General features: G+C 65.0%; 25 protein-coding genes. 12 read left to right on the forward strand and 13 right to left on the reverse strand.

The features are described from left to right. Positions 1–42: 42 nt before the first annotated feature. A complete protein-coding gene (locus tag BLS42_RS10480; RefSeq protein ID WP_090580590.1) occupies positions 43–1053 on the reverse strand; it encodes a phosphotriesterase family protein in 1011 nt (336 codons plus the stop codon). Positions 1054–1360: 307 nt separating this feature from the next. On the opposite strand from BLS42_RS10480, the gene BLS42_RS10485 reads away from it, so the two are divergent. From BLS42_RS10485 to BLS42_RS10505, 5 genes are read left to right on the forward strand one after another with little or no spacing between them, the layout of a single operon-like run. Next, the gene (locus BLS42_RS10485) at positions 1361–3091 is read left to right on the forward strand and encodes an MFS transporter (RefSeq protein ID WP_090580592.1); all 1731 of its coding nucleotides are present in this window, start codon (positions 1361–1363) and stop codon (positions 3089–3091) included. A gap of 57 nt (positions 3092–3148) precedes the next feature. Further along, positions 3149–4321, forward strand: a complete 1173-nt coding sequence (locus BLS42_RS10490; protein ID WP_090580595.1) for a cytochrome P450 — start codon at positions 3149–3151, stop codon at positions 4319–4321. Then, positions 4318–4512 (forward strand): ferredoxin, encoded by a 195-nt coding sequence (locus tag BLS42_RS10495; protein ID WP_090580598.1) that lies wholly within the window; start codon positions 4318–4320, stop codon positions 4510–4512. Before BLS42_RS10490 ends, BLS42_RS10495 begins: the two co-directional genes overlap by 4 nt. Further along, entirely contained in the window at positions 4509–5753 is a 1245-nt protein-coding gene (locus tag BLS42_RS10500) for an NAD(P)/FAD-dependent oxidoreductase (RefSeq protein ID WP_090580602.1), read from the forward strand. The genes BLS42_RS10495 and BLS42_RS10500 overlap by 4 nt, the downstream gene beginning before the upstream one ends. Before the next feature lie 26 nt (positions 5754–5779). Continuing rightward, the gene (locus BLS42_RS10505) at positions 5780–6394 is read left to right on the forward strand and encodes a TetR/AcrR family transcriptional regulator (protein WP_090580605.1); all 615 of its coding nucleotides are present in this window, start codon (positions 5780–5782) and stop codon (positions 6392–6394) included. Between the two features lie 83 nt (positions 6395–6477). Here the strand turns inward: BLS42_RS10505 and BLS42_RS10510 are convergent, their stop codons facing one another. The 5 genes from BLS42_RS10510 to BLS42_RS10530 all read right to left on the reverse strand — a co-directional run bounded on the left by BLS42_RS10510 (position 6478) and on the right by BLS42_RS10530 (position 11122). Continuing rightward, positions 6478–7296, reverse strand: a complete 819-nt coding sequence (locus BLS42_RS10510) for a CPBP family intramembrane glutamic endopeptidase (RefSeq protein WP_090580608.1) — start codon at positions 7294–7296, stop codon at positions 6478–6480. A gap of 173 nt (positions 7297–7469) precedes the next feature. After that, entirely contained in the window at positions 7470–8228 is a 759-nt protein-coding gene (locus tag BLS42_RS10515) for a maleylpyruvate isomerase family mycothiol-dependent enzyme (RefSeq protein WP_090580611.1), read from the reverse strand. After that, positions 8228–9052 carry a fumarylacetoacetate hydrolase family protein gene (locus BLS42_RS10520; protein ID WP_090580614.1) on the reverse strand — a complete coding sequence of 275 codons (825 nt, stop codon included), beginning with the start codon at positions 9050–9052 and terminating at the stop codon, positions 8228–8230. The genes BLS42_RS10515 and BLS42_RS10520 overlap by 1 nt, the downstream gene beginning before the upstream one ends. Then, the gene (locus tag BLS42_RS10525; protein WP_090580616.1) at positions 9049–10182 is read right to left on the reverse strand and encodes a cupin domain-containing protein; all 1134 of its coding nucleotides are present in this window, start codon (positions 10180–10182) and stop codon (positions 9049–9051) included. The genes BLS42_RS10520 and BLS42_RS10525 overlap by 4 nt, the downstream gene beginning before the upstream one ends. A gap of 118 nt (positions 10183–10300) precedes the next feature. Then, positions 10301–11122 (reverse strand): IclR family transcriptional regulator, encoded by an 822-nt coding sequence (locus BLS42_RS10530; RefSeq protein WP_090580619.1) that lies wholly within the window; start codon positions 11120–11122, stop codon positions 10301–10303. Between the two features lie 49 nt (positions 11123–11171). Between BLS42_RS10530 and BLS42_RS10535 the strand changes: the two genes are divergently transcribed. After that, positions 11172–12497 carry an MFS transporter gene (locus BLS42_RS10535; RefSeq protein WP_090580623.1) on the forward strand — a complete coding sequence of 442 codons (1326 nt, stop codon included), beginning with the start codon at positions 11172–11174 and terminating at the stop codon, positions 12495–12497. Continuing rightward, positions 12490–13752: an FAD-dependent oxidoreductase gene (locus tag BLS42_RS10540; protein WP_090580627.1), complete on the forward strand. Its 1263-nt coding sequence runs from the start codon at positions 12490–12492 to the stop codon at positions 13750–13752. Before BLS42_RS10535 ends, BLS42_RS10540 begins: the two co-directional genes overlap by 8 nt. Before the next feature lie 91 nt (positions 13753–13843). On the opposite strand, the gene BLS42_RS10545 is transcribed toward BLS42_RS10540, so the two are convergent. After that, positions 13844–14545: an SCO1664 family protein gene (locus BLS42_RS10545; RefSeq protein WP_090580630.1), complete on the reverse strand. Its 702-nt coding sequence runs from the start codon at positions 14543–14545 to the stop codon at positions 13844–13846. Between the two features lie 13 nt (positions 14546–14558). After that, positions 14559–15224 (reverse strand): MSMEG_4193 family putative phosphomutase, encoded by a 666-nt coding sequence (locus BLS42_RS10550; protein ID WP_090580633.1) that lies wholly within the window; start codon positions 15222–15224, stop codon positions 14559–14561. A gap of 87 nt (positions 15225–15311) precedes the next feature. On the opposite strand from BLS42_RS10550, the gene BLS42_RS10555 reads away from it, so the two are divergent. Continuing rightward, positions 15312–16700 (forward strand): sigma 54-interacting transcriptional regulator, encoded by a 1389-nt coding sequence (locus BLS42_RS10555; protein WP_090580635.1) that lies wholly within the window; start codon positions 15312–15314, stop codon positions 16698–16700. 43 nt (positions 16701–16743) lie between these two features. Then, the gene (locus tag BLS42_RS10560) at positions 16744–18750 is read left to right on the forward strand and encodes a vWA domain-containing protein (protein WP_090580638.1); all 2007 of its coding nucleotides are present in this window, start codon (positions 16744–16746) and stop codon (positions 18748–18750) included. Positions 18751–18831: 81 nt separating this feature from the next. On the opposite strand, the gene BLS42_RS10565 is transcribed toward BLS42_RS10560, so the two are convergent. Continuing rightward, positions 18832–19503, reverse strand: coding sequence for a DNA alkylation repair protein (locus tag BLS42_RS10565; protein WP_090580641.1), 672 nt, complete (start codon positions 19501–19503; stop codon positions 18832–18834). Positions 19504–20438: 935 nt separating this feature from the next. Between BLS42_RS10565 and BLS42_RS10570 the strand changes: the two genes are divergently transcribed. Beyond that, a complete protein-coding gene (locus tag BLS42_RS10570) occupies positions 20439–20897 on the forward strand; it encodes a T6SS immunity protein Tdi1 domain-containing protein (protein ID WP_090580644.1) in 459 nt (152 codons plus the stop codon). A gap of 13 nt (positions 20898–20910) precedes the next feature. Here the strand turns inward: BLS42_RS10570 and BLS42_RS20220 are convergent, their stop codons facing one another. Further along, positions 20911–21258: a hypothetical protein gene (locus BLS42_RS20220; protein ID WP_176803349.1), complete on the reverse strand. Its 348-nt coding sequence runs from the start codon at positions 21256–21258 to the stop codon at positions 20911–20913. Between the two features lie 844 nt (positions 21259–22102). Here BLS42_RS20220 and BLS42_RS20585 point away from each other — a divergent pair. Continuing rightward, complete coding sequence (locus BLS42_RS20585) at positions 22103–22771, forward strand: RodZ family helix-turn-helix domain-containing protein (RefSeq protein ID WP_256336397.1); 669 nt, start codon at positions 22103–22105, stop codon at positions 22769–22771. Positions 22772–22969: 198 nt separating this feature from the next. Here BLS42_RS20585 and BLS42_RS10585 read toward each other — a convergent pair whose 3' ends face one another. Further along, positions 22970–23389 (reverse strand): hypothetical protein, encoded by a 420-nt coding sequence (locus BLS42_RS10585; protein WP_090580648.1) that lies wholly within the window; start codon positions 23387–23389, stop codon positions 22970–22972. 318 nt (positions 23390–23707) lie between these two features. On the opposite strand from BLS42_RS10585, the gene BLS42_RS10590 reads away from it, so the two are divergent. Then, on the forward strand, positions 23708–24412 hold the full coding sequence (locus BLS42_RS10590; protein ID WP_090580651.1) for an HAD family hydrolase: 705 nt from the start codon (positions 23708–23710) through the stop codon (positions 24410–24412). A gap of 157 nt (positions 24413–24569) precedes the next feature. Here the strand turns inward: BLS42_RS10590 and BLS42_RS10595 are convergent, their stop codons facing one another. Both BLS42_RS10595 and BLS42_RS10600 read right to left on the reverse strand, forming a co-directional pair. Next, positions 24570–25007, reverse strand: coding sequence for a DUF5956 family protein (locus tag BLS42_RS10595; RefSeq protein ID WP_143019178.1), 438 nt, complete (start codon positions 25005–25007; stop codon positions 24570–24572). Positions 25008–25058: 51 nt separating this feature from the next. Then, on the reverse strand, positions 25059–25361 hold the full coding sequence (locus BLS42_RS10600) for a DUF4193 domain-containing protein (RefSeq protein WP_090580657.1): 303 nt from the start codon (positions 25359–25361) through the stop codon (positions 25059–25061). Positions 25362–25432: the final 71 nt, after the last annotated feature.

Genomic DNA, 25432 nt, shown 5'->3' on the forward strand with positions numbered 1-25432 from the left:
CTCAGGGGTTCGAAAGCTTGTTGTGTGAGGGCGGACGCGTGCTTAGCGCACGGTCAGCAGGTTGCGCGGGTTGTCCACGAGGATGCGCCGGGAGTCTTCTTCGCTCAGGCCGTTGGCCTTGAGGAAAGGCACGAACGTAGTCAGGACGTGGCTGTAAGGCAGGTTGTACTCCGGCAGGCCCTTGGCCACGCCGATCGAGTTGCCCGAAAGGATGATCTTGTCGGCATGGCCGGCCCTGACAAGCTCGAGCACCAGTTCGGCGCGATCGTGGTCGGTGAGGTAGTCCGAGTGGTCGTTGAGGCCCACGTGGTCGATGCCGACGAAGACTCCGCGGGCCGCCACCTCGAAGGCGGAGCCGGCGGCATCCTTGCGGTCCAGATCGCCGACGAGCACCCGGTCGGCCTCAAGCTGCTCATCCAGAACGATGTCCAGATCGTGCAGGGCATCGGCGCCGAAGCGGATGGAAACAGGGACGCCGGTGTTCTTGGCGGCGCGGGCGGAGCCGCGGAACAGGCTTTCCTCGGTCGGGGTCATGCCGGCGCGGTCGGCGATGATGGCGACGATGCCAGCGGCGGCGCGGCGCTCGACCCGGGGAACCACCATCCCCTCAGTGACCTCCTTGCCGAAGAGATCGCCGAACTTTTCGGCCGGCCAAGGGTTGGGCGGGTTGGTCTGCGGCGTCAGGAAGTATCCGCCGAGTTCTTCCTCCGGACCCAGACCCGTAGAGGCGACGATGTGGACACCTGTGGAGCGTGACAGCGCCTCGTAGAGCTTGAGGTCCCGCCCGTGGAACATGCCGGTGCTGTCGACAATCGTCTGTCCGCCGTGCTCGCGGAAGTCCGCAAGCTTCGCGGCCAGGGCCTCGAAGATCTCCGCCCTGTCCATGGAGATGTCCGGGGCGTACTGGGCACCGGGGAGCACCGACAGCAAGGCTTCATGGACCGCGACAACCCCCAGTTCGGAAGCAGGGACCGGACCCAGGACCGTATTGACGGTTTGCCCGGCCGGGGCGTGGACTGCGTCGCCGGTCTCGGCGGGTGTGGGGTGACTCACGTGGGTTCTCCCTTGAAGTTCGGGGGTCTGAATGCAGGAGCGTCGCGGAGCCTGGCCATGCCGTCGCTCCGTTGCGGTGTAGCCAGCATCACATATTTCTTTACATGGTGTCAAAGAAATAGTCAGAACGTATCTTTCGAAGTGTTCATGAAACCAACATTCCGCAAAAACTCTTGACAGCGTGTAAACCTAGACACCAAACTGTGGGGAACCCCACATCTATCTCCGGCCTACCGGCTCTTGCCCCGTAGGGCACCAGTTCTGGCGCGTCACCGGAGAGTCGACCGGAAACAAAGGAGTTTCATTGATGAGTCAGACCATTTCGGTGCCGAGCCGCGGCTCGGTACGAGCCACGTTCGTGGCCGCCTACAGCGCGGTCACCTTGGCCCAGATCACCAACGCCCTGCCAGGTGCCCTCAGCGGCACGTTTGCCGTGGAATTCCACACCTCGGGTGCTGGCCTGACATGGATTGCGGGCATGTTCCTGATGGGCATCGTGGTGTTTGAGCTCAGCTGGGGCCTCCTGGGTGACATGTTCGGACGCAAGAAGCTGCTCTACGTCGGCGCCGTGGTCAGCATTGTCGGCTCCGTCCTGGCCGCGCTGGCGCAGACCACCGAAATGATGATCTTCGCGCAGGCGGTCGGCGGCATCGGGGCGGGCATCCTGTTCCCCATCTCGCTGTCAATGATCGCGGCGATCACCCCAGACCACCGCGCACGGGCGAAGGTCATCGCCACGTGGGCAGGGTTCCTGTCCCTCGGCGCGGTGATCTCCCCGGTGCTCGCCGGCTTCACGGCGCAGTTCTTCACGGTGCCCAGTGTTGCTCCGGGCGCACCGAACGCGTTCAGCGGCTGGCGGGCGGCCTACTTGGTTGCGGCCGCCATTGCCGTGCTCGTTCTCATCGTTGCGCTCCGGGCGAAGGACTCGGCGGCGGCGGAGGGACGCAAGCTGGACCTGCCCGGCCAGATTACGCTCGCACTCGGCCTTATCGCCGTCCTCTACGCCACGGTGACAGCGGTAGATGCCGGCTTCGGCAGCGCCCAAGTGATTGCAAGCTACGTCGCCGGCGGAATCCTCCTGGTCGCCTTCGTCGTCATCGAATCACGCACCGCGCAGCCACTGATCCACCTGTCGCTGTTCAAGAACAGCGCCTACTCGATCACCGGCATTGTGGCGGTCACGGGCATGTTCGCCTTCCTCGCGATCTGCTTCAGCACGAGCGTCGCCGTCAGCGGGCTCGCCCTGGCTGAGACCTGGAAGGTCGGTGTGCTCTTCGTCTTCATCCAGGGTCCCGCGTTCGCCTTCATCCCGGTTGTGGGGTGGCTCATTCACCACGTGGCCCCGCGCTGGGTGCTCACCGCTGGCTTCGCCCTCATGGCAGTCTCCGGTTTCTGGCTCTCGACATTCGCCCTCGGCACTCAGGAGGCCTTCGGCGGCACTCCATGGACGGCCTTCATTCCGCCGCTTCTGGTGCTGGGTATCGGATTTGCCCTCACCGTCGGTTCCGTCACCGCGGTTGCCATCAACACCGTCCCGCCCCAACAGATCGGCATGGCTTCGGCGACGACGAACCTCCTGCGCGACCTCGGGTTCGCCCTTGGCCCCGTTATCGGCTCAGCCATCGCGTTCGGTATCGGAGCCACGGCCTTCGCGGGTCCCCTTGCCGGGATTCTCGGCGGGGCGGGACTGCCCGCAGAGGCGGTCAGCGGACTGGCGAACGTGCCGCCGCTGGGCTTCCTCGCCGGCTGGGACGGGGTCGTCGCCCAGTTCTCCGGCCAGGCAGTGGCCGGCGGCGCACCCGCCCCTGCCGTCGACGGCATGGTCCAGGCCCTCAACGCCGCACAGTCGAAAATCCAGGGCGTGGCAGGGACCTCGCTGGGCCAGGGGTTCCAGGCTGTGTACCTCACGGCGGGTATCGCGGCGATCCTCTCCGCCATTCTTACCCTCTTCATCTCTGCACGGTCCTCGGCGCCCACGTCCGATGCCACCGCGGAAACCTCGAAGACCACTGCGGCCAACGCCGAAGCTGCCGTTTAGTACTGGCGGCCCGGCAACCGTTCAACGATCCATCATCTATTCCGCAAGGAGAACACCGTGACTGCACCCATCGAATCAGACATCGATATCTGGGATGACGATATCCTTGTCGACCCGTACCCCACCTATGCCGCGCTCCGCGAGCAGGCTGCCGTAGTCCACCTGCCCAAGAACGACCTGTACGTCCTGACACGCTACGACGCCATCCGCGACGCACTCGGTGATCCGGAAACGTTCTCGTCCACCAGCATCGGATTCAACCCCATGGTGAACGAGGCACTGCAGGGCACCTCACTCGCCTCCGACCCACCCCTGCACACGCAGCTCCGCGCCACGCTGTCACAGAACCTCACCCCCCGCGCACTCCGCGGTCTGAAAGTGGTCATCGACGACAAAGCGGACAAGCTCGTCGCCGAACTCGCCGCCAGCGGCAGCTTCGAGGCCATCGATTCACTGGCCCGCGCCTTCCCGATCGAGATCGTTGCCGACCTCATTGGCTTCCAGGGACACGTCAAGGACAACATGCTGCGCTGGGGCCAAGCCGCGATGCAGGTCCTCGGCCCGCTGAACCAGCGCACGCAGGAGAACTTCCCGATCGCCGGCGAGCTTTACGGCTGGTGCTCATCGGTCACCGCAGAAGACCTGGCGCCCGGCTCCATCGGACGCGGAATCTTTGACGCCGAGGCGCGCGGGGACATTCCCCAGGGAACTGCCGGGCACATCATCCACCAGTACCTGGGGGCGGGTGTCGACACGACCATCGCCTCCATCGGGAACATTGTTGCGCTGTTCGGCCACCACCCGGAGCAGTTCGAGCTGGTCCGGAAGAACCCGGAACTCGTCCCCGCGGCTTTCGCCGAGGTGCTGCGCTACTGGGCACCGGTCCACATCTGGGGCCGCAAAGCCACCCGCGACGTGGAAATCGACGGAGCTACCATTCCTGCCGGCGCCCAGGTGGGCATCCTCTTTGGGGCCGGAAACCGGGACCCGCGCCACTACGAGAACCCCGACACCTTTGACATCATGCGCAACCCCGTGGACCACCTGTCCTTCGGCTACGGACCGCACGGCTGCGCCGGCCAGGGCCTGGCGAAACTCGAAGCGCATGCGATCATCGAGGCCCTTGCCCGCAGGGTGAAAACGCTGACGATCTCCGACGAGGTCCGGGAGCCGGGCAACATCACACGGAGCTTCGAGGTGCTCCAGGTCGGCAAGGTGGTGGCAGCATGAGAATTGAACTGGACCGGCCGCGCTGCGAGGGTCACGGCCTCTGCGAGGAAGCCGCACCGAGGCTGATGCATTTGGACGACGACGGGGAACTCGTCATCGACGTCCCTGACGTGGACGGGTCCGAGCTCGACGCCGCCAAAGCGGCGGTCCGGGTCTGCCCTGTCGCCGCGCTGCGGCTGGAGGCGGCATGAGCATGCGCAGAATAGTGGTGATCGGCAACGGCATCGCCGGACTCACGGCCTGCGACTCGCTGCGCTCGGCCGGCTTCGACGGTGAGCTCACTGTTGTGGGTTCCGAGCGGCACCATCCCTACAGCCGGCCCGCCCTGTCCAAGGCGCTGCTGCACAATATCGAGGAAAGCAGTGTCGATGGGAACAACGGCGATGCCCTACAGGCGCACGCGCTCCCCAAACCGACCCACGAGGCAACGGAGCTGCTCGGCGTGAGCGCCACGGGCCTGGACGTCGACGCCCGGCTGGTACACCTGGACGGGGGCGGTGAGCTGGCGTACGACGGCCTCGTCATCGCCTCCGGTTCCCGGGCGAAGCGCCTCGCCCCCGGAAAAGGAGCAGTCTGGCAAGGACCGGGAGGACCGCACCAGGACGGCTTCCCCCGGGAGTTCACCCTGCGCACCATCGAGGATGCGATCCTTCTCAAGGAGCGCGTTGCGTCGCGGCCCTCGGTCATCGTGGTCGGCGGGGGTCCGCTGGGCATGGAGGTCGCGTCCGGGTGCCTGCAGGTGGGCTGCGACGTCACGCTCGTCTCCGACGCCAAGCCACTGTCGCGCCAGCTTGGCGACCATCTGGCCGACCTCTTTACTGCCGCCGCCATCGGGCGCGGACTGCGGGTGGTTCGCGGCGGGAAGGCCCGTCTGGCCGATCACGGTGCCGGGGCCAAGGTTGTCCTGGCCGACGGCACCGAACTCGAGGCGGATCTCGTGGTCACCGCCGTCGGCGATGAGCCGAACATCGACTGGCTGTCCGGCTCAAAATTGCTCACCGATGGGTCGCTGCGCGTCGACTCGCGCGGCAGGGTCCGGCCGGACATCGTGGCGGCCGGCGACGTGGCGTTCTTCCCGACCCGTCGCGGCGTGCAACGGGTTCCCCTGTGGACGAGCGCCATCGACCAGGCCAAGGTCGCGGCCGTCGGCCTGCTCAATGGCGATGCCGCACCCGAGTTCAACTTCCAGCCCTATTTTTGGACGGAGGGATTCGGGTTGTCGCTCAAGGCGGTCGGCTTCACGCCGGTGCTGGGTGCCCCCGACCATTGCGAGCCGGGCGGGGATAGCGGGTCAGTGCTCCTGCGCTGGGACAGCCCGGACGGTTCCGGGACCGCAGCCGCGGTCAACTACCGGATCCCGATCCCCAAACTTCGCCGGCTGGCCGACGCCGGTCCGGCCGCGCTGCGTCCGGCCGCGCCCGCCCGGGTTTGACGCCACGCCACCGCTAGGATTGATCTATGTCGTCGTTGCGAGAAGCCCAGAAGAAACTCACCCGCGACATGATTGTGGAGCGCGCGCTTGAGCTCTTTACCGAGAAGGGTTATGCCCCGACCACCATCGACGAGATCGCTGCGGCGGCCGGCACCACCAGGGCCACCTTCTACGCCTACTACCCCTCACGCGTTGATCTGATGAGGGACTTCATGGCGCGGGTCAACGCGGTGCTGGACCGCGCCGACGCCCCGGGGAGCGGCTCCACCGCGCCGGACCTCGTTGATGTGGTGCGCGCGGGCGAGCTGCCGGGCATCCTGGCGTGGCTGGAGTCACGGGCGGCGCTCTGGCCGGTCTTCCGTCCCTACCTCGACGTGCTCGACGAGGCCGCCGCCGTCGATCGTGAGGTGCGCGCCATGGTCGAGAGATGGCATGAGGAGGTCATTTCCGACCTGGTCCGCGGGATGAAGCTGGCCGGGCGCTTCTCGGAGGAGACGCGCCACATCCGCGGAACCCTCGCCTTCACCTCACTGGACTACGTTGCCACGCTCTGGACACGCCGCAAGTTTGAACCCAACCGCGAGCACGCCCTCGAGGTGCTTGCCGACAACTGGTACCACCTGCTGTGCGCTGAAGGCTGAGCCGGCCGCGGATGAAGAAGGGGCCGCGCTCCCCATCGCTGACATGGGGGTACCTTTCGCCGACCTTCCCGGCCATCACGGACTCAGTACAGGAAAATCGGCAGCCAGTCGCGGTTGTGGGCGTGCACCAGCGCGAGGAACAGCACGAAGTCGAAGGTTAGGTGCACGGTCACGACGTAGGTGAGGGACTTCGTCAGCTTGAAGGTGTAGCCCTGCAGCAACGCGAACGGATACGTCAGAAGCGGCCCCCACGCCTGGTAGCCGATCTCCCATAGAAAGGACGAGAAGATCACGGCTTGAAGGATGTTGGCCAGCCAGTCTGGAAAATGCCGCCGCAGCAGTGCGAACGTGGTGCAGATGAAGAACAGCTCGTCCCAGATGCCAACGGCGTTCACTCCGAGAAAGAGCCGCCAGAAGGTCGTTGGGTCAGATGGGTCCGGCCAGTTTTGGTACACCCCAGTGCTGATCAGGTAGACGGGCAGGATGAAGTATCCGAGCAGGACCACGCCGATCAGGTACAACCTCGCGATCAACGGCCATTTACGGCCGGTGTTCACCGGAAATTTGATGATCTTCTCGCCGTAGACGAACCGCGACACAAGCCACGGAACCAGCACGGCCAAGGCGAGGGCACTGCCCATGAGGACCATGTGTTGGATGCTCAAGTCAGCGTTAAGTGCCACCATGCTGATGATGACCATTCCCGCCGCGATCAGCGCGAGGTGCCGCGTCAACTCGCGGTCGATGAAAGCCGCAGTGGCCAGGCCCATGGCAAGCCCGCCATAGCCAAGCGGGTCATTCCCGCCGCCGAATAGCACCACTCCGGACAGCGAGACCAGCACCGCTGGCAGCAGCTTCCAACTGAGCGCGGTACGTTGACTTTCCGTCGAGACCGATGTCACCCAACAAGCATGCCAGTGCCCGCACTGGCGCGAAACGGTTTAGGCGCAGTCACCTTGGGGTGCGGGCGGCTGGCTCACCGGTTCATCCAGGGAGGTACGACGGCGGCACGCACCGAAAAGGTGCGTGCCGCCGTCGATTGTTGTACCTAAGTTGCCAGTGAGCTGTGACAGGCTCAGATCCACTTCGGTGCGGCCGGAGCCGTATCGTTGGTGGCGGCAGCGCCGGGCCCGGTGGCGGTGACGCCGCCGCTTCCGCGTCCTGCTGCCCATTCGACGACGGCCGCCAACGGTCCGGAGACCACCGTTGCGGAGTCCGGCGTCGCGTCACCGAATGTGATACCGCGGTCCGTTACCTCGATCACCAGGCCGGCGTCGGTGCCGCGGGTCTTCCAGGCGCCGGTGATGTCCGCCAGGAGCCGTTCCAGCACGGGGGCCGGGATATCGGCGAAGCTGGCGCCGTTGGCCAGGTCCACGGCGTGCATCCAGACTTCCCGGGTGCGCATCCACACCGTTTCGGTGGCAGGGACTTCCCGGCCCTGGATGGTGCGGACTGTGTGGTGCCAGGCGTCCTCGGGCAGGTCCCGCCATTCGACGTTCAGGTGCACGGCGGAGTGGTCAAACAGGTGCCGCAACGCGATCGGGCTCAGCGTGGCGCCGAAGTCGATCTCGTGGTCCCGGACCGCGGTGGAGGCATACATCGGGGTTTCCACTCCGGTGGCCGCCCACTCGACCAGGCGGGCGATGGCACGGGCGTTGTAGCCGATGTGCGCGGTGATGTGGCGGCGGGTCCAGCCCGGCAGCAGCGAGGCCCCGTCGAGCTCGGCGTCGGAGAGCTCGTTGAGCTTGCGGGCGAAGAACGCCGTGCCGCGCCGGGCCTGCAGCAGTGCCGCGAGCAGCTCCGGGTCCGTGGTCTGGTCCTGGCGGGCAACCATCAGGCTTCCTTGACCACGCGGTTCTTCAGCTGGCCCAGTCCCTCGATGGTGGTGACCAGGATCTGGCCCTCCTGCAGGTAGCGCTTGGGGTCCTGGGCGTGGCCCACCCCGCCGGGGGTGCCGGTGGCGATCACGTCGCCCGGGTTCAGGGTGATGATGGTGGAGATGTAGGAGACCAGGAACTCGGGCGTGAAGACGAGGTCGCCGGTGGGGGTCTGCTGCTGGATTTCGCCGTCCACCTCGGAAGTCATCAGCGGACCTGCGCTGAATTCGTCGTTCGTGACCAGGGCAGGCCCGAACGGGGTGGACTTCTCCCAGGTTTTGCCCTGCAGCCACTGGATGGTGCGGAACTGGTAGTCGCGCATGCTGACATCGTTCAGCACGGCGTAGCCGGCGATGTGGTCCGCGGCGTCGGCCTCGCTGATCCTGCGGCCCTTTTTGCCGATCACGACGGCGAGTTCGGCTTCCCAGTCCACGGCGTCGGATTCCTGCGGCAGGGCCAGATCATCGTTCGGGCCGATCAGGGATTCCTGGTATTTCGCGAACAGGGTGGGGAACGCGGGGACTTTCCGGCCCATTTCCTTGATGTGGTTGCGGTAGTTGTGGCCCACGCAGATGATCTTGCCGGGGGAGGGGACGACGGCGTCGAGGTCCGCGCCCTCGGCCTGGTGCGTGGCGCCCTTGGCCGCCTTCGCGGTCGCTTCCCAGTCGCTTGAGCGGAGCAGCTCTCCGACGTCGGCAAAGCCGTCGATCTCGGTCAGGGTGTCGCCGTCCTGGCGGACAGCCTTGGTTCCGTTGTCAGTGCGGAGGGTGAGGAGTCTCATGCGTTCTTGCGTCCTTCGATGTAGGTGCGGTTGAAGTTCAGTCGTTCGAAAATGGGGGCGTCACTGAAGCGGAAGAGATCGAACTCGGTCTCCGCTTGCAATGACCAGGCTGCCCACGACGGGACGACGAAGAGGTCGCCCTTCGCCAGGTTCCTGGTTTCGCCGTTCAGGACCACGGAGCCGGAGCCTTCGAAGACCTGCCAGACGCTGGAACCGACCTCGCGGAGGGCCTCGGTGGCGGCGCCGGCGCGGAGGCGGTGGAACTCGGCCCGGATGGTCGGCATGACGTCCCCGCCCGTGGTGGGGTTGGTGTAGCGGACGGCGGCGTGGCCCTGGGACACGGTGGCCGGGTGGCCCTCGTCCTCGAGCAGCAGCTGCTCGGCCAGTGCGCGTTCCGTGTATTCCCAGCGGTACGCCGCGATGGGGGAACTGGTGGTGTCGTCCAGGCCGGAGAGCGGGCGCAGGCCCGGGTGCGCCCACAGCCGCTCGGAGCGGGAGATGTCCGGGGTGGCCTCGTCGGTAACGCGCTCGGTGCCGAACTCGAAGAACCCGGCGTCGGCGTAATGCACGAACGGGATGTCCAGGCCGTCGATCCAGGCCATGGGCTCATCGGTGTCGTTGTGGTGGCCGTGGAAGTTCCAGCCCGGGGTCAGCAGGAAGTCGCCGCGCGACATCCGCACCGGGTCTCCGTTCACGACAGTCCAGACGCCTTCACCCTCGACGACGAAGCGGAAGGCGTTTTGGGAGTGCCGGTGTTCCGGCGCGGTCTCCCGGGCGCCCAGGTACTGGATGGCCGCCCAGAGCGTGGGGGTGGCGTACGGGGTGCCGGGCAGGCCCGGGTTGGCCAGGGCAATGGCCCGGCGTTCCCCGCCCCGGCCCACCGGGACCAGATCGCCGGCACGTGCGGCCAGCGGGTAGAGGTCGCTCCACCGCCAGACGTGGGGGACCGCTTTGGGGGTCGGGACCATCGGCATGAGGTCCGCGATCTCGGTCCACAGCGGGATCAGGTTTTCGCGGTCAAAATCCCGGTACAGCTCTTTGAGCTGGGCAGCTTCTTCGGCCGTCGGCTCCGGAGCAGTGTGCCCCGCAGCCACTGATTCGTGAGTCGTGTTCTCGGCGCTGATGGACACGTGGGCCTCCTCGGTAGGTCAGAACAGTTTCTTGGCGTAGTTCGACTCTACGGATGCCGGTGTGTGACCCCCAACATATTCTGCTGGCCAGAATTGCTCGTCCGGGCCGCCAGGGTGTTCAGTCCGGCTCGACCGGGTTTGCCGCGATATCGATCTCCAGCTGCCGGCAGGTTTCCCGCAGGGCGGGTACGAGTCCGGCGTCAAACACGCGGCGGAAGCGGGTCGCCGGAGTGGCGACGGTGAGCGCGCCGACCACGTGCCCGCGCCGGTTGTGCAGGGCCATCCCGAGCGCGCTCACACCCTCCTCCGTGCCTTCGAAATTGGCCGCGAAGCCGTTGCTGCGGATGGACTCCAGTTCGCGGAGGAACGCCGGGTACTCGTCACCCGGGATGGTGTCCCCGCCAATCTCGGCATTATTGCTGCGGAAGAGCTGGTCGATCATCGGCGGCTCCAGTTCGGCAAGCATGGCCTTGCCCCCGGAAGTCTTGTTGGCGGGCATCACCGTCCCCTGCCGGTCACCAACCCGCAACACATTGTCCCCTTCCACCGTCGCCAGGAAGCGCACCTTCGTGCCCACCCGCACCATGAGGTTCACCGTCTCGTTGAGCCGGGCAGAGAGCAGCTCCATGTGCGGCTGGGCGAGCGAACGGAGCAGCCGGGTCCAGCTCAGCCCCGCCGGCCCGACCCCCATCGCCGGGCCGGGGACATAGCGGCGGGTTTCATCCTGCACGGCGAATCCCCGGTAGACCAGCATCGCCAATAGGCGGTGCGCGGTGGACGGCGCCACCCCCAGCTCCCCGGCCGCGTCCTTGAGACGGAGCGCGCCCCCGTCGCGGAGCAGCTGGAGAAGCTGCAGCGCGTTGTCGACCGCCTCGATGGAATAGGTGGGCCTCTTCTGCACGGGCTTGCGGGCGGACTTGGCTGACGGGTTGTTCTGCACATCAGAATTGTATTGTGGTTCACCTGCGGCGGCTAGGACAGTGAGTGGCATGAATCACACACCATCTGTTGCAGCGCCGCAACGGTCTTCGCCGGGGGCCGCTGCCCCCTCCACCGTTGATGGGCCTGCATCACGGTTCTCCAAAGGCTCGGCAGCCGCCGTCCTTGTCTGCTGGCTTCTGGTGGTCTTCGACGGCTACGACCTGATCGTCTACGGCACCGTCCAGTCCTCCCTGATCTCCGAGACCGGCTGGGGCCTGACCAAGGCCACCGCCGGAACCATCGGTTCCATGGCCTTCGTCGGCATGATGATCGGGGCGATCTTCGCCGGCCGGATGGCCGACTCCTGGGGGCGCCGCCGCACCATCCTCGGCTGTGCCATCGTCTTCTCGATATTCACCAGCCTCTGCGCCTTCGCCCCCAACGCAGCCGTGTTCGGGGGACTTCGGCTCCTCGCAGGCATCGGGCTTGGCGGCCTGGTGCCCTCGGCCAACGCCCTCGTCGCCGAACTGGTCCCCACCAAATGGCGGTCCACCATCGCCACCCTGATGATGTCCGGTGTCCCGATCGGCGGATCCATCGCCGCCCTCATCGGCATCCAGCTGATCCCTGCCTTCGGCTGGCAGTCCATGTTCCTCGTCGCCGTGCTCGCACTGATGATCGTCGTGCCGCTCGGACTGAAATACCTGCCGGAGACTCTCGCCCCGGTCAGTGCCGAGGACAGCGGAACGCGAAACATCGGGGAGCCGATCGGCTTCAAGTCCCTGCTCCGCGCCCCGTACCTGGGAGTCAGCCTGCTGTTCGCCCTGGCGACCATCGCCACCCTGTTCGCCTGGTACGGGCTGGGCACCTGGCTGCCCAACCTCATGCAGCTGGCCGGCTACAACCTGGGCTCCGCCCTGACCTTCGCCCTGGCCCTCAATCTGGGTGCGGTGGCCGGCTCGGTCATCACCGCCTGGGCCGGGACCCGCTTCGGTCCGATCCCGACGGCGATCGCCGCGGCCGCCGTCGCCGCCGTCGCGCTCGTGGTCCTGGTCACCGGACCGCCGGTCACCGTCGTGTACCTCATGCTGGTCCTCGCCGGCGTCGGCACCCACGGCACGCAGTGCCTCATCATCGCCGCCGTCGCGAGCCACTATCCCGGACACCTGCGCGGGACCGCGCTGGGCTGGGCGCTCGGGACGGGCCGCATCGGCGCCGTCGCAGCACCCCAGATAGGCGGCCTCCTGCTGGCCGCCGGACTCGGCGTCGATTCCAATTTCCTCGCCTTCGCCGGGGCAGCCGCCATCGCCGCGGTCCTGCTGGCCGCCGTCGGCCTCAAACTCAAGTCAAAATCCGCAATCCCTTACACACCAACAGGAGCAAGCAATGTCTGAGCACGACCCGTCCACCGACGCCCTGTCGACCGATGTCCTCGTAATCGGAGGGGGAATGGCCGGGCTGGCCGGAGCCCTCGCACTTCGGGAGAACGGCGCCAACGTCACCCTGGTGGAGCGGGCCCCCGAATTCGGCGAGGTCGGCGCGGGGCTGCAGATGGCCCCCAACGCCTCCCGCGTCCTGAAGCGCTGGGGCCTGCTGGAAAAGGCACTGGAAATCGGCGTCCAACCCAAGCACCTGGTCTTCCGCGACGCTGTCACCGGCGAAGAGCTCACGCGCCAGAGCCTCGGCGGGGAATTCGAGGAACGCTACGCTGCGCCGTACGTCGTGATCCACCGCAGCGACCTGCACCGGGTCCTGCTCGAAGGCTGTGAGGCCGCGGGCGTGAAGCTCGTCAACGACGTCATGGTCGAAAGTGTTGAAACCGTGAACGGCCGCGGCGTAGCCCACACGGCTGCCGGCGTGGACTACGAGGCCGACGTCGTGATCGGCGCGGACGGGCTCAAGTCCACCCTGCGTCCGCTGGTGGCCAACGACGAGCCGGTGCCCTCGGCCTACGTCGCCTACCGGGGCACCGTGCCGATCACGAAAAACACACCCAAGGCGGACCTTGAGGACGTTATCGTCTACCTTGGACCGAACTGCCACCTGGTGCAGTACCCGCTGCGCAAGGGCGAGCTCCTGAACACCGTGGCCGTTTTCAAGTCCGCCTCGTTCGAGCGCGGCGAGGAGCAGTACGGGGGAGTGGACGAGCTCGAGGCTGCGTACAAGGATTGCGTCCCGGCCGTCCAGGATGCCCTGAAGAACCTGGGCACCAGCATGCGGTGGCCCATGTACGACCGCGATCCGATCGAAAACTGGGTCGCCGGCCGGATGGTGCTGATGGGCGACGCCGCGCACCCGATGCTGCAGTACCTCGCCCAGGGCGCCTGCCAGGCGCTCGAAGACGCCGCCGTGCTGCAGGACGTCAGCAACGCCACCGTGTTCGCCGCGGACGGCGTCAACCCGGAAGCCTGGGACGACGCCATCAAGGAATTCAACAACGTCCGCGCCGGCCGCACCGCCCGGGTCCAGCGCACCGCCCGTATCTGGGGCGAATCCTGGCACGTCTCCGGGCTGGCCCGGACGCTGCGCAACCTGCTCTTCAAGAGCCGGAAGGACAACGACTTCCGGTACAACGACTGGCTGTACGGTCAGGACGCCGACGGCGTGCCGGCTGCCCACTCCAGTCTTGCGGACCGAATTTCTGCCTGACCTGCAACGGGTCCCCGGCCGGCTCATCGGCAAACACATGACGTGCTGCGGACCGGCTCCCTGCGGAGCCGGTCCGCAGCTGGCCGCTCACCTATACCAGCGGCCACGGGTAACGCATGCCGGTGCGGTCAACCGGCAGCACCCCCTCGCGCAGCAAGCGCCGCACCCGGCGCTGCAGGGCGGTGACCTCCGCATCGTCGAGAAGCTCCGCCACGTCTTGCGGCACGGTCTCGGCGAGAGGGGCGATGCCTTCGAGGAGGGTCCCGGGGATGGCAGCCCCTGCGAAGTCCCAGATCACTGTGCGCAGTTTGAAGCCTGCCGAGAAGCACAATCCATGATCGATGCCCCAGACCGTTCCGTCATGGCCGCGGAGCACGTGCCCGCTCTTGCGGTCGGTGTTGTTGGCGACGCAGTCGAACAGGGCGATCTGTAGCAGCCTGCGGTGGGTCTCGGGCGCGTCCGCATACAGGGTGAAATAGTGCTCACGGAAGTCGCACTCGATAAAGAGTTGGAGCGAGCCGATCCCCATGGGCGAGTCCTCGCGTATCACCGTCGGCGGCACGATTCCCCATCCCAAATATTCGCTGAGCAGATACGCCGCGCGTTCCCGGCGGTGGAGCCCGGGCTCGAAGTCGAACAGCGGCCGTTCTCCGGTCTCCGGCTTGTAGACCGCGTAATCCGAATCGTCCCCGCAAGAAACCTGGACGAGGAACGCCGCGTTGCTACCGCGCGGGATGCGTCCGAGCAGTTCGAGGCGGCCCTCCACGAGCAGTGTCAGCTCCCGTTCGGACACTGTCCGTCCCTTTTCACGACTCCCTCAGTCCACTCAGCGGTTCCAGGGTCGCGTTTACCATGAGCACGACGGGCGCCTGACCCTCCACATACGAGATGACCGAGACCGAGCCCGGGCTGATGACGATCCGCTGGAAGTGGTCCAGATGGGTGCCCAGGGCGTGGGCGACGGCGGCTTTGATCGGGTCGGCGTGGGAGAAGCACACGATGACGCCCCCGGCATGCGCGGCGCACAGTGCCTCGAGCGTTCCGACGATCCGCGCCTGCATCTGCGCGAAGCTCTCCCCGTTCGGGAAACGGAAGGCCGACGGGCTGTGCTGGACGGTCTGCCACTGCGGCAGGCCCGCCAGTTCGGCGAGCGCGGCTCCGGTCCACTCGCCGAAGTCACACTCGATGAGACCGGCGTTCTCCTTTACCTCGAGCCCGGTGCAGGCTGCCGTGGGCTCTGCACTCTCGCGGGTGCGCTCCAGCGGAGAGGAGTAGATGGCGCTGACAGACAAGCCCGCGAGCCGTTCCGCGACCCGTTTAGCCTGGGCCCGGCCCTGGTCGGACAGATGCAGTCCCGGGGCCCGCCCCGGCAGCACCGTGCCGGTGGTGGGCGTCTGCCCGTGACGCACCAGAAGGAGGAGGGTGGCTTGGGGTGCCGGGGGTGCCGACGGCGCTGCTGCAGTCATCAGCATCCAGCGTAAGCCGCTCCATGTGCTCATGGGCAGGAATATTGTGAATTTCCCTCGATTCGCCGGACGCTCGAGGACTACCGTGGAGGGGTGAGTGATCATCCCGATATCTTCACTGTTGGCGAATTGCGTGCAGCCGGCCATGTCTACAAGGACCTGCGCAACGAGGTCCGCGGCAACCTGCTCGCCGCCCTCGCTGCCGGCCGTGATCCCTGGCCTGGGATGTTTGGTTTCGGCCGGACTGTCCTACCCCAGCTCGAGCGTGCTTTGATCGCCGGCCACGACGTTGTCCTGCTCGGCGAGCGGGGACAGGGCAAGACACGGCTTCTGCGTACCCTGGCGGGACTCCTCGACGAGTGGTCACCGGTCATCGAGGGATCAGAGCTGAACGAACACCCATACGAACCGATCACGGAGCACTCCCGCGCACGTGTGCTCACCGAAGGTGACCGGCTGCGTGTGTCATGGCGCCATCGATCGGAGCGTTACGTCGAGAAGCTCGCCACGCCGGACACCTCCGTTGCCGATCTCATTGGCGACGTCGACCCCATGCGGGTGGCCGAGGGCCGCCGGCTTGGGGACCCGGAAACCATCCACTACGGTCTCGTCCCGCGCTCCAACCGGGGGATCATCGCCATCAACGAACTGCCCGACCTCGCCGAGCGGATCCAGGTCTCAATGCTCAACGTGATGGAGGAGCGCGATATCCAGATCCGGGGCTACGTGCTCCGGCTGCCGCTGGACGTGCTCGTCGTCGCGTCCGCCAACCCGGAGGACTACACGAACCGCGGCAGGATCATCACGCCCCTGAAGGACCGTTTCGGCGCCGAGATCCGCACGCACTATCCGATAGAGCTGGATGACGAGGTCGCGGTCATCCATCAGGAGGGGCGGCTGGTCGCCGACGTCCCGCCAGTCATCCTTGAGATCCTGGCCCGCTACACCCGCGCGCTACGGCAATCCGCGGCTATCAACCAGACCTCCGGAGTTTCGGCGCGTTTCGCCATCGCAGGCGCCGAAACCGTCGCCGCTGCGGCCCTGCGCCGGGCCAGCATGCGCGGGGAGGACGAGGCAGTCGCGCGCATCGTTGACTTGGAGACCGCGGTCGAAGTCCTCACGGGCAAGCTTGAGTTCGAATCGGGCGAGGAAGGGCGTGAACAATCCGTCCTCGATCACCTCCTGCGCATGGCTACTGCCGAAGCGGTGCGGGCGCACTTCCATGGTCTGGACCTCGGTCCACTCGTGGCGGCGCTCGACGGCCACCGGACCGTGACCACAGGGGAACACGTCACCGCGAGGGAGTTTCTCGAAAACCTCCCATCTCTTGACGGATCCGGTCTTTACGACGAGATCAGCGGGCGCCTGGCCGCCAAGAATGACGGGCAGCGCGCCGCCGCAATCGAACTTGCATTGGAGGGTCTCTACCTCGCCCGGCGGATCTCCAAGGAGTCCGACGACGAGGAAACGATCTACGGCTAGGAATGACCTCGGCGGGAAAATAGGGACAGGGATAGGCGGCATCATGGGCGTTCACAACCGCTCCTCCAGGTACGGCCGGTACCGGGGAGGACCCGATCCGCTCGCCCCGCCGGTGGACCTGGGGGAGGCGCTCGACGCGATCGCCGAGGACGTCATGGCCGGCTACTCGCCGCGGCACGCCCTGCAGGAGTTCCTGCGGGGCGGCGGCCGCAACAATGAAGGGCTCGACGACCTCGCCGCGCGCGTTCAACAGCGCCGGAGTGAACTGCTGAGCCGGCACCGGCTGGACGGCACCCTCACCGAGGTCCGGAAGCTGCTCGATACTGCCGTGCTGGAGGAGCGCAAACAGCTCGCCCGCGACGTGACGATGGACAACACCGACCGCGCATTCCGGGAAATGCAGCTGCAGAACCTGCCCTCGTCCACAGCGGCGGCGGTCAACGAACTCGCCTCCTATGACTGGCAGTCAAGCAGCGCACGGGAAGCCTATGAGCGGATCAGGGATCTGCTGGGCCGTGAGGTCCTCGACCAGAGGTTCGCCGGTATGAAACAGGCGCTCGAGAGCGCCACCGAGGAGGACCGCGCGGCAGTGAACGAGATGCTGCGCGATCTCAACGAGCTCCTCGGAAAACACCGACGCGGCGAAGACACCGACGCGGACTTTCAGGAGTTCATGGCCCGGCACGGCCACTTCTTTCCAGAGAATCCGCAATCAGTCGAGGAACTGGTCGACGCCCTCGCCCAGCGCGCCGCGGCAGCCCAGCGGCTCCTGCAGTCCATGTCCCAGGAGCAACGCGATGAGCTGATGCGCCTGTCCGCCCAGGCCTTCGGATCGCCCGAGCTCATGGCCCAGCTCGATCAACTCGACTCCAGCCTCCGCGCCTTGCGCCCCGGCGAGGACTGGACGGGCTCCGAACGCTTCGAGGGCCGCGAAGGACTCGGACTAGGCGACGGCACCGGCATGCTCCAGGACCTCGCCGAACTCGACGAGCTGGCTGAACAGCTCTCCCAGTCCTACAACGGGTCACGCCTCGACGACCTGGATCTGGATGCCCTCGCGCGCCAACTCGGGCAGAGCGCCGCCGTGACGGCCCGCACCCTCGGGGAGATCGAGCGGGCCATGCAGGACGGCGGCTACCTGCAGCGCGGTGCCGACAACGACCTCAGGTTGTCCCCGCAGGCCATGCGACGGCTCGGCAGGTCATTGTTGCGCGACACCGCCAAGCAACTGGCCGGCCGGCAAGGACGCCGCGACACGCGCGTCGCTGGGGCGGCCGGCGAGCAGACCGGCTCCAGCCGTCAGTGGGAGTTCGGCGACGCCGAACCGTGGGACGTCACCCGCACCATGACAAACGCGATCCGCCGGACGATCGCCGACGGCGGTGATCCGAGCCGCGGAGTCCGCCTCGGTGTGGGCGACATCGAGGTGACGGAGACGGAGGCCCGCACCCAGGCCGCCGTCGCCCTGCTCGTCGATGTGTCGTTCTCGATGGCCGCCGAGGGCCGGTGGGTGCCGATGAAACGCACCGCACTCGCCTTGCACCACCTCGTTTCAACCCGGTTCCGCGGGGACCGACTGCAGCTGATCACATTCGGCCGCTACGCGCAGTCCATGGACATCGGCGAGCTCACGGCCCTGCCGGCTCTGCGGGAACAGGGAACCAATCTGCATCATGGCTTGCTGCTGGCGAGTCGATTCTTCCGCCAGCACCCGTCGATGCAGCCTGTCCTCCTCGTGGTGACCGACGGCGAGCCCACCGCGCACTTGCTGGCCGCCGGCGAGTCGTGGTTCGCCTGGCCGCCCGACACGGAGACCATCCGCGTCACGGTCGCCGAGCTCGACCGCCTCGGGCGCGCCGGCACGCAGGCCACGTTTTTCCGGCTTGGCGACGACCCGGGGCTCGAGCGGTTTGTCCAGCGAATGGTCCGCCGAATCGGCGGCCGGATGGTCGCACCCGAGGCTGGGGATCTGGGGGCTGCCGTTGTGGGGGAGTACCTCCGCGCCCATTTCCGCGGCCGCCCCTACAACGACGCCGACTGGGTTTCGTAGGCGGCGAGGCCCCTCGCCGCCGGTTCGTATCGGGTGCCGCGTACCGGGGAAGCAGCGGCACGAGCGTGAGCGCGGACCTTCCTACTTATCCTGCTGTCGGCGAACCATCTCGGTGATCCAGATAGGCGCGAACGGAGACGTGCAGTTCGGGGGAGTCGGGTAGTCCTTGAGCACCTCCAGGCGCTCACCGACGTCGATCGCACGCGCGCGGTGCTCTGCGTGTTCGATCCCGATCTGAGCCAGGCAGTGGTTCATCGCCCACTGCAGGCGATCCGGGGCGTTTTTCATCTCGGCTTCGATAGCGTCGAGCAGTCCTGCGAGGTCGAGGCCCTCGGGATTCTTCGCCACACGTTCCGTCGTCAGCGCCCAGCCGGCACTAGCGACCACTGAATCCGGATCGGCGGACCACGCCAGGCGCAGTTCCTCGGAGTGCGGGTTCTTCTTCACCACGTAGTTCACGAGCCAGTCGTGCACCTTGGGGGTGCGCGCCTGGCGCATCATGACGTCCAACTCGTCACGCTCGAACGCCTTTGGTCGGCAGATCAGGATCGCCAGCAGTCTCGCCGCGGTGTCATCCGTCTCCCAGAGCTGGCGCGCGAGTTCCTGCTGCGTCTTCAGCCGCTTCGCGAGTGCGCGCAGTTTGCCGAGGTTCACACCGTGATCGTCACCGTGTTTCTCGTTCACCTCGCGCGCCCTCGGGTCCTCGAGCGCGTCCAGCTCGGCCATCACCTCGGCCACCATCGTCTCGGCCATCCCAGCCTCCTGTCCATCACGTTTGAGGTTCAGCCTACTGGGAGTGCACGCTCCACCAGGTGATCAGCAAGCGCCTCGCCAACAAAACAGCACCTGCGATGATCACCGCGCGCGAGGACCCACCGGTGTGATTGAGATTCACAAGCTACACAAGGATTCACAGGAAATGGTGTGGAGAACCCGTTCCGTCCCACAGCGGGAGCAACGCCGCCGGACCTTATCGGCCGCGGGGGAGTCCTCGACGAATTCGCCTACGGACTCCGCATAGGGTCGGGAGCCCACGGCCTCGAGAAATGATCTGGCAATCCGAAACGCTATCAAATTTGTTGTCAGGAGCGTCGCGGAGACCAAACCCCTAATTTTGTCTCAGGAAGGGAACAGGCTGGCAAGGACACTCACCGAGTACCAGCCCAAAGCCCCAAGGACCCCCAGAATGACAATTGAAACAACCCAAAATCGGGCGGAGAGTTTCGGCCGCGAGTTTTCATACATAACAACCACCCCACTTTCAATCGGTATACGTCGGAACGCATCCTGCCCGAAGCGCCTTGCAAAAAGCTTGAATCGAGACGAAGCCCGTGGTCACTCGTTGGTTGGTTGACATACGGCTGGCACACCGGTGAAGTCAACGCACCCGATGGCCCGGCTGCCGCGCACGTCGAGGAAATAATTGTCGACGTCCATCTAAATGGAGTTCGTGAATCGTTGTCCCTGCAAGGGCTGACCAAAGAAGCATCTAAAAACTGCCTGAGGAGGAATATTCCTTCCCCGACAATCAGATCAAATTTGTTGGAAGGACATGGGCCACTCTTAGCGGCAGGAGAAGGACGACCCCCATGCCCAAGAGCAGGCCTGCAAGTATGACCAGTTTTCCTAGGCGGCGCTACCTTGTTGCTTTCGGGCCTATTGAGTGCGCGCTCCGGTAGGGTCTGCGTATGGAGCCAATCAGACGTTTTTCACCTGGGAACTACGCGGCAGCGCTAGAGTCTTGGTCGTTCCTTGATCTTTCCGGCAAGCAGCCGCTGTTCACCTCGCCTTTTGGTGATCTGTTCTTTCAAAGTGAGGACGGTTTTTGGTTTCTGGACCTGCTTGCCGGCGAGCTGAGTCGGCATTGGCAGACCGAGAGCGAGTTCAGCAATTCCCTGAACTCCCCAAACGGTCAGGATGAGTACCTCATGATCGGTTTGGCCAGCGAAGCCGAAAGAACCGGCATGCGCCCGAGCGAAGATGAGGTCTACAACTTCCGGGTTCTTCCGGCGCTCGGGGGCGCGGTTGAGGTGAGCAATGTTGAGTTGTGCGACTTTATCGTTGCCGTCAACCTTGCCGCCCAAATTCACCACCAGATCAAAGACCTTCCACCGGGAACACCGATTAGCGGAATCTCACTGAACTAAGCCTTTTGCCGGGTCAGCCCGTTCGGCCGCGCAGTTCGAGCGCGGTGGCGACGTATTGGGCGTAGGCAGAGGCGGAAGCTATGGCGTGGCGTTCGATGGTGGTGGGTGAGTAGCCGAGCGTTTCGGCGATCATGGGCATGGGCACGGGTGCGAGTTTGGTGAGTTCGTGGAGGGTTCCGAATCGCGCGGCCCGCGTGCTAAACAGCTTGCTGAGGCGTGTTGTGAGGTGTCCGGGGTGGATGTGTCGCCCGGGGGAGAACCCGCGGAAGACCCAGCTGCTGTTTGGATGCAAAGCCACCACATCATGGTCCGGGTTGGCGGTGAGTTTCCGCCATGACTGGGCCAGTGGGGCCAGCAGCACGATGTGTATTGTCCGAGCTGGATGGTGACCAGTTCTTCGGCGATGGTCACATCGTTCCAAGTTAGTCGTGCGATGTTTTCAGCCTGTTGTCCGACGACGAGGATGGGTATCGCGGCAGCCCTGTCACGTGCTTTGAGGCCGTCGGCGCGGATAACTCGTTTGAGTGCTTCGTCCCGTCCTGGTTTGGCGAGTCTGACCAGCAACATCTACCGCTGTAGAGCTCGTCCTCGGCTCAGCGGAAACTCGCTCGTGAACGCCTGGAACCGCTCAAACACCTGGCAGCGGTTCTCAATCCTTCCCGTTGTCGGCCGCGTGCGAGCCTCTGTGCACGCCAGTGTCATTGACCTGCGGAAGCCCCGGGTTCTCGGCTGAACAGGAGTTTTAGCATCCACTACAGCCCTCCTATTCGTAACGCCGATAATCAACATTATGTCAACTTCGCTTTGCAGGGCACTACGGAAGGGGCTCTGATAGCGCTCCCCTCAACCTATCTCGTCGGCGAAGTCGGCAGCGCTTTGCTGATCACCAAACACGCCAAGGATCGTGTTGTGCGGAGACTCGTCATGCTGGACGATCCATACCATTGAGCAGCTTCGGAACCGATCAAGCAGCCCGCTCATCCTGCTCAGGACTGCGACCATGTGGCCCTCTCTACGCGTCTCCTGGGGCGCCCGGCCACCAGCCCGACAATCAGCCCGGCGAACGCCGCAGGTAGAGCCAGCAACGATGGTCGCTCCGGAACAGTAGCCCCGAGCGTAGGTCGCTCCCCCGAGATCGAAAGTGTCTGCAGGACGTAGGCGTCTGCAGGCTTTTTTGTTTCTTATCCCCTAAAAGGTTTATTGGCGTGAATTGGGGGCGTCAAATTCATCGGCAGAAGCTAATGACAAAACGGGTCTGGAAGATTATGTTCGGGTTCAGCGTTCATTCTCAAGGGGGAACAATGGATCGAATCTGGCGCTTGTCAATCAGAATTTCAGTTCTAGCGGCGGCATTGCTCGTGACATCATGCGCAGCCACCTCATCAGACGTGCCGGGATCAGCATCCACCACCCTCACCACTCCCGGTATCGCTGCAACCCCACCGGGTGCCCTGACCAGTTCCGGGAGCAACATTCGCGTCCCGGCCACCTCCGGCCCGCCGCAGGAATCGTGCGCAGCGTTCCTGCCAACAGCGCCTTGCGCCACCTATGGTGGCGTCGCCGCAACATCGAAGGGTAAGGCTCTGCCCTGGGCCGCCGTCGGGACCACCAAGGTGCGACTGACCTCCGTCGAAGGTACCCTGCAGTTGGTCATGAAAACGGACTGCTCCCCCATTGGCGGGCCAGTCACGATCGCTGGAAACATCATGACCATCGGGAAGATCGCCACTGGCGCCAGCGGCTGCATCGGTACTGGCGGTGAGCATCAAGCTTGGATTCATGAATTCCTGAAACGTCCCATTGCGATGACCTATACACAAGACACTTTGACCTGGTCGAGCGGGACAGACACGCTCAGCTTCAAAGCCGAGTAAAAACCTTTTTTGAACGATGCCGACCGCCCCCAGGGAAACCCGCTTCTTGAGCCCACCCATTTCCATGCAACAAATCAAGAAACAACGAACTTTCGGGGAAAATAGAGTTCGTTTCACTAGTTCTGCGCTTTTGGCGGTAAGGGTTCAACTAGGAGACAGTCTTGAGCTGTGCGCACCGCTGCCATTTGGCTGCCGGGTTTACGATCGGGCGGGCTCCAACAGTCGAGGCGCAACGACGATCTGCACATCGTCTTCATACAGCAACGATCCCGGATCATCCGAAGTCACCACCTCGTAATCAACTCGGTAGCGGCGTAGAAGATCCTCGTAAAAGTCCATGTTGATGTGGAGTAACAGGTGCGTCGCCGTGGTCTTGAACCATGCTTGGGCCGTCGGGTTGATCTCGCGATCGTAAACCGATGCATCCACGGTTGCGGGGTCCACATACGCACAGTCAGCTCGATCATTTGCACTGCGCCACGCAGCCCAATCCTCAGCGCCGAGCCTGCCGCTGGCCGCCAGACCGTTGGCGAGGCCAAAGATGCCCGGGTAAATGCCTCGGCTATTTGGAAAGACGGCCTGGTAGCGCACGTACCTATGCTGTTCGGTGGCGCCCATGACCCAAGCCTTTCACGCGAATCGACACTGGAAGGCTAAACGCGAGCGACGCGCGGCCTGCAACTTCTCGTCCTCGTGCCTGGCAACCTAATACGACCAGATCAAATACGCAGAGGTGCCAGCAGCAGAATGCGTATCTGACCTGATGAGTCATTGGGGTCCGCTCCCGTGGCCGTTCCGGGCTACGCGCCCAACTCCACACTCGGCAGCGTATGCGACGCCCGAGACCTATACTAAGTAGTCTTACTATGCATGTAATGGGTCGAGCCCCTGCCGGGAACGGCGCTTGCGGCCGCCCTCAACCTAAGGTGGGTAGCAATGGCATCAGGCTCAAAATCAGAAAAGAAACGCGGTGTCCTCTTCGATGTCGATGGGACCCTAATCGACTCCAGCTATTTCCACGCCCTTGCGTGGTGGCAGGCGTTCCGCCGGGAGGGGCTGGACGTCCAGATCTCCGCCATCCACCGCTGCGTCGGCATGGGCGGCGACAAGCTCATCGAACACTTGGTCCCCGAGTGCACCCAGGACATGCAGGAAGACCTGAAATCCGCGCACGGCGCCGTGTTCTCCACGTTCTGGCCTTCCCTGCGGCCATTCGACTCTGCCCGGGACCTTCTGGCCGCGTGCTCCGACGCCGGGCTGGCCGTGGGCTTGGCATCATCAGCGCAGGCGCGCGACCTGAACGTCACCCGGCGCCTCCTGGACGCCGCCACGTCCATCGATGCCTGGACCAGTTCCAACGACGCCGTCGAGAGCAAGCCCGCCCCCGACATTCTCCTTGCGTGCTTGGAAAAGCTTGAACTCAGCCCGGCGGACGTCGTCTTTGTTGGCGATGCCGTCTGGGACATGAAGGCCGCCGCGGCAATCGGAGTTCCCGCCATTGCCCTGACCTGCGGCGGAATCAGTGAAGCCGAACTCCGGGATGCCGGCGCCGCGGAGGTGTACGACAATCCGCGGCACCTGTTGGAGAACCTTGAGCGCAGCGCTATTGGAAAGCTGAGCGCCGAAGAATCGGGCGCCTGATCGCGGGGCCCTTGCTAGGTCATTTCTTCGGCTACGGCCCGTTCTGGGGCTCGCGCTGGCTCAGAATACGGTGCGATATTACACAGCGCCGATCCCCCGGACACTCCCCCGCCGCGCTACCGGACGGCGGGACGAAGGCGCCAGAACTCCGCGCCGCTCAGCGACCTTGGGCGTAGAAGTCGCGGAGAACGGCAGCGAATATCGGCCGCAGCCGCTTTGGATGTGTGAGGGTGCCCGCAGCTCGAAGGATTGCACTGTCAACGTCAGCCAGAAAGGCCTCGGGTGACGTGTGCCCACTCGGAACACGGATCAACCAGACATATCCCCTGGGCCGCGGCGGGACGCCGGCGTCCCGGAGGTAGGAATCGATGTCGTCATCGACTCCCTGCCGGTCAGTGGCTGTGAACGGACCCTCGAAAGGGTGCCGAACACCAGCATGCTCGATGTAGCCGGTAACGACCCTGTCCGCGTCCGAGGACGGGTGGCGGCGCAGGTTTTCCCGGCCGGCTGCCCACCCCATGAGCGCGCCCCAGCCATTCTCGGACAGCTCCACCCAGGAAGCTGAGGGCTCGGCTTCCTTTACCTCACTCCACATGGTTGCTCCCTATCGGCTGCGGTGCGTGTGCACACCTGGATGAGCAGCGCCTTAGCCTTCGCACTCGATGCAGTAGGAGCGGCCATTGCTTTCGCGCGCCAGCTGGGACCGGTGCCGGACCAGAAAGCAGGAGTAGCAGGTGAACTCGTCCTCGGCCTGCGGAATGACCTGAACGATAAGTTCCTCGGCGACGAACTCTCCGCCGGGGGTGATGGCGTCATCCAGCGCGTCGGATTCGTCCAGGTCACGGACGACGCTTTGGGCATCAGGAGCGTTCGCGGATTGCAGCGCCTCCAGCGACCTGTCCTGTGATTCCTTGACGTCGGAACGGACTTCGTCGTAATCGGTTGCCACTTCGGTGATTCTCTCTTCTCTGACGATCGTGTCGGACGATCTTGTCTGACGGAAGTGCAACACACGTCAGG

Source organism: Arthrobacter sp. ov407 (genome assembly GCF_900102895.1).
GTDB lineage: Bacteria > Actinomycetota > Actinomycetes > Actinomycetales > Micrococcaceae > Arthrobacter.

What these genes read in the sequence shown, in the direction of transcription:
- BLS42_RS10540 (WP_090580627.1), top strand. Translation starts at nt 12,490, where the DNA reads ATGTCTGAGCACGACCCGTCCACCGACGCCCTGTCGACCGATGTCCTC.
- BLS42_RS10515 (WP_090580611.1), bottom strand. Translation starts at nt 8,228, where the DNA reads ATGGTTGCCCGCCAGGACCAGACCACGGACCCGGAGCTGCTCGCGGCA.
- BLS42_RS10590 (WP_090580651.1), top strand. Translation starts at nt 23,708, where the DNA reads ATGGCATCAGGCTCAAAATCAGAAAAGAAACGCGGTGTCCTCTTCGAT.
- BLS42_RS10500 (WP_090580602.1), top strand. Translation starts at nt 4,509, where the DNA reads ATGAGCATGCGCAGAATAGTGGTGATCGGCAACGGCATCGCCGGACTC.
- BLS42_RS10570 (WP_090580644.1), top strand. Translation starts at nt 20,439, where the DNA reads ATGGAGCCAATCAGACGTTTTTCACCTGGGAACTACGCGGCAGCGCTA.
- BLS42_RS10505 (WP_090580605.1), top strand. Translation starts at nt 5,780, where the DNA reads ATGTCGTCGTTGCGAGAAGCCCAGAAGAAACTCACCCGCGACATGATT.
- BLS42_RS10565 (WP_090580641.1), bottom strand. Translation starts at nt 19,503, where the DNA reads ATGGCCGAGACGATGGTGGCCGAGGTGATGGCCGAGCTGGACGCGCTC.
- BLS42_RS10550 (WP_090580633.1), bottom strand. Translation starts at nt 15,224, where the DNA reads ATGCTGATGACTGCAGCAGCGCCGTCGGCACCCCCGGCACCCCAAGCC.
- BLS42_RS10535 (WP_090580623.1), top strand. Translation starts at nt 11,172, where the DNA reads ATGAATCACACACCATCTGTTGCAGCGCCGCAACGGTCTTCGCCGGGG.
- BLS42_RS10520 (WP_090580614.1), bottom strand. Translation starts at nt 9,052, where the DNA reads ATGAGACTCCTCACCCTCCGCACTGACAACGGAACCAAGGCTGTCCGC.
- BLS42_RS10560 (WP_090580638.1), top strand. Translation starts at nt 16,744, where the DNA reads ATGGGCGTTCACAACCGCTCCTCCAGGTACGGCCGGTACCGGGGAGGA.
- BLS42_RS10485 (WP_090580592.1), top strand. Translation starts at nt 1,361, where the DNA reads ATGAGTCAGACCATTTCGGTGCCGAGCCGCGGCTCGGTACGAGCCACG.
- BLS42_RS10495 (WP_090580598.1), top strand. Translation starts at nt 4,318, where the DNA reads ATGAGAATTGAACTGGACCGGCCGCGCTGCGAGGGTCACGGCCTCTGC.
- BLS42_RS10595 (WP_143019178.1), bottom strand. Translation starts at nt 25,007, where the DNA reads ATGTGGAGTGAGGTAAAGGAAGCCGAGCCCTCAGCTTCCTGGGTGGAG.
- BLS42_RS10585 (WP_090580648.1), bottom strand. Translation starts at nt 23,389, where the DNA reads ATGGGCGCCACCGAACAGCATAGGTACGTGCGCTACCAGGCCGTCTTT.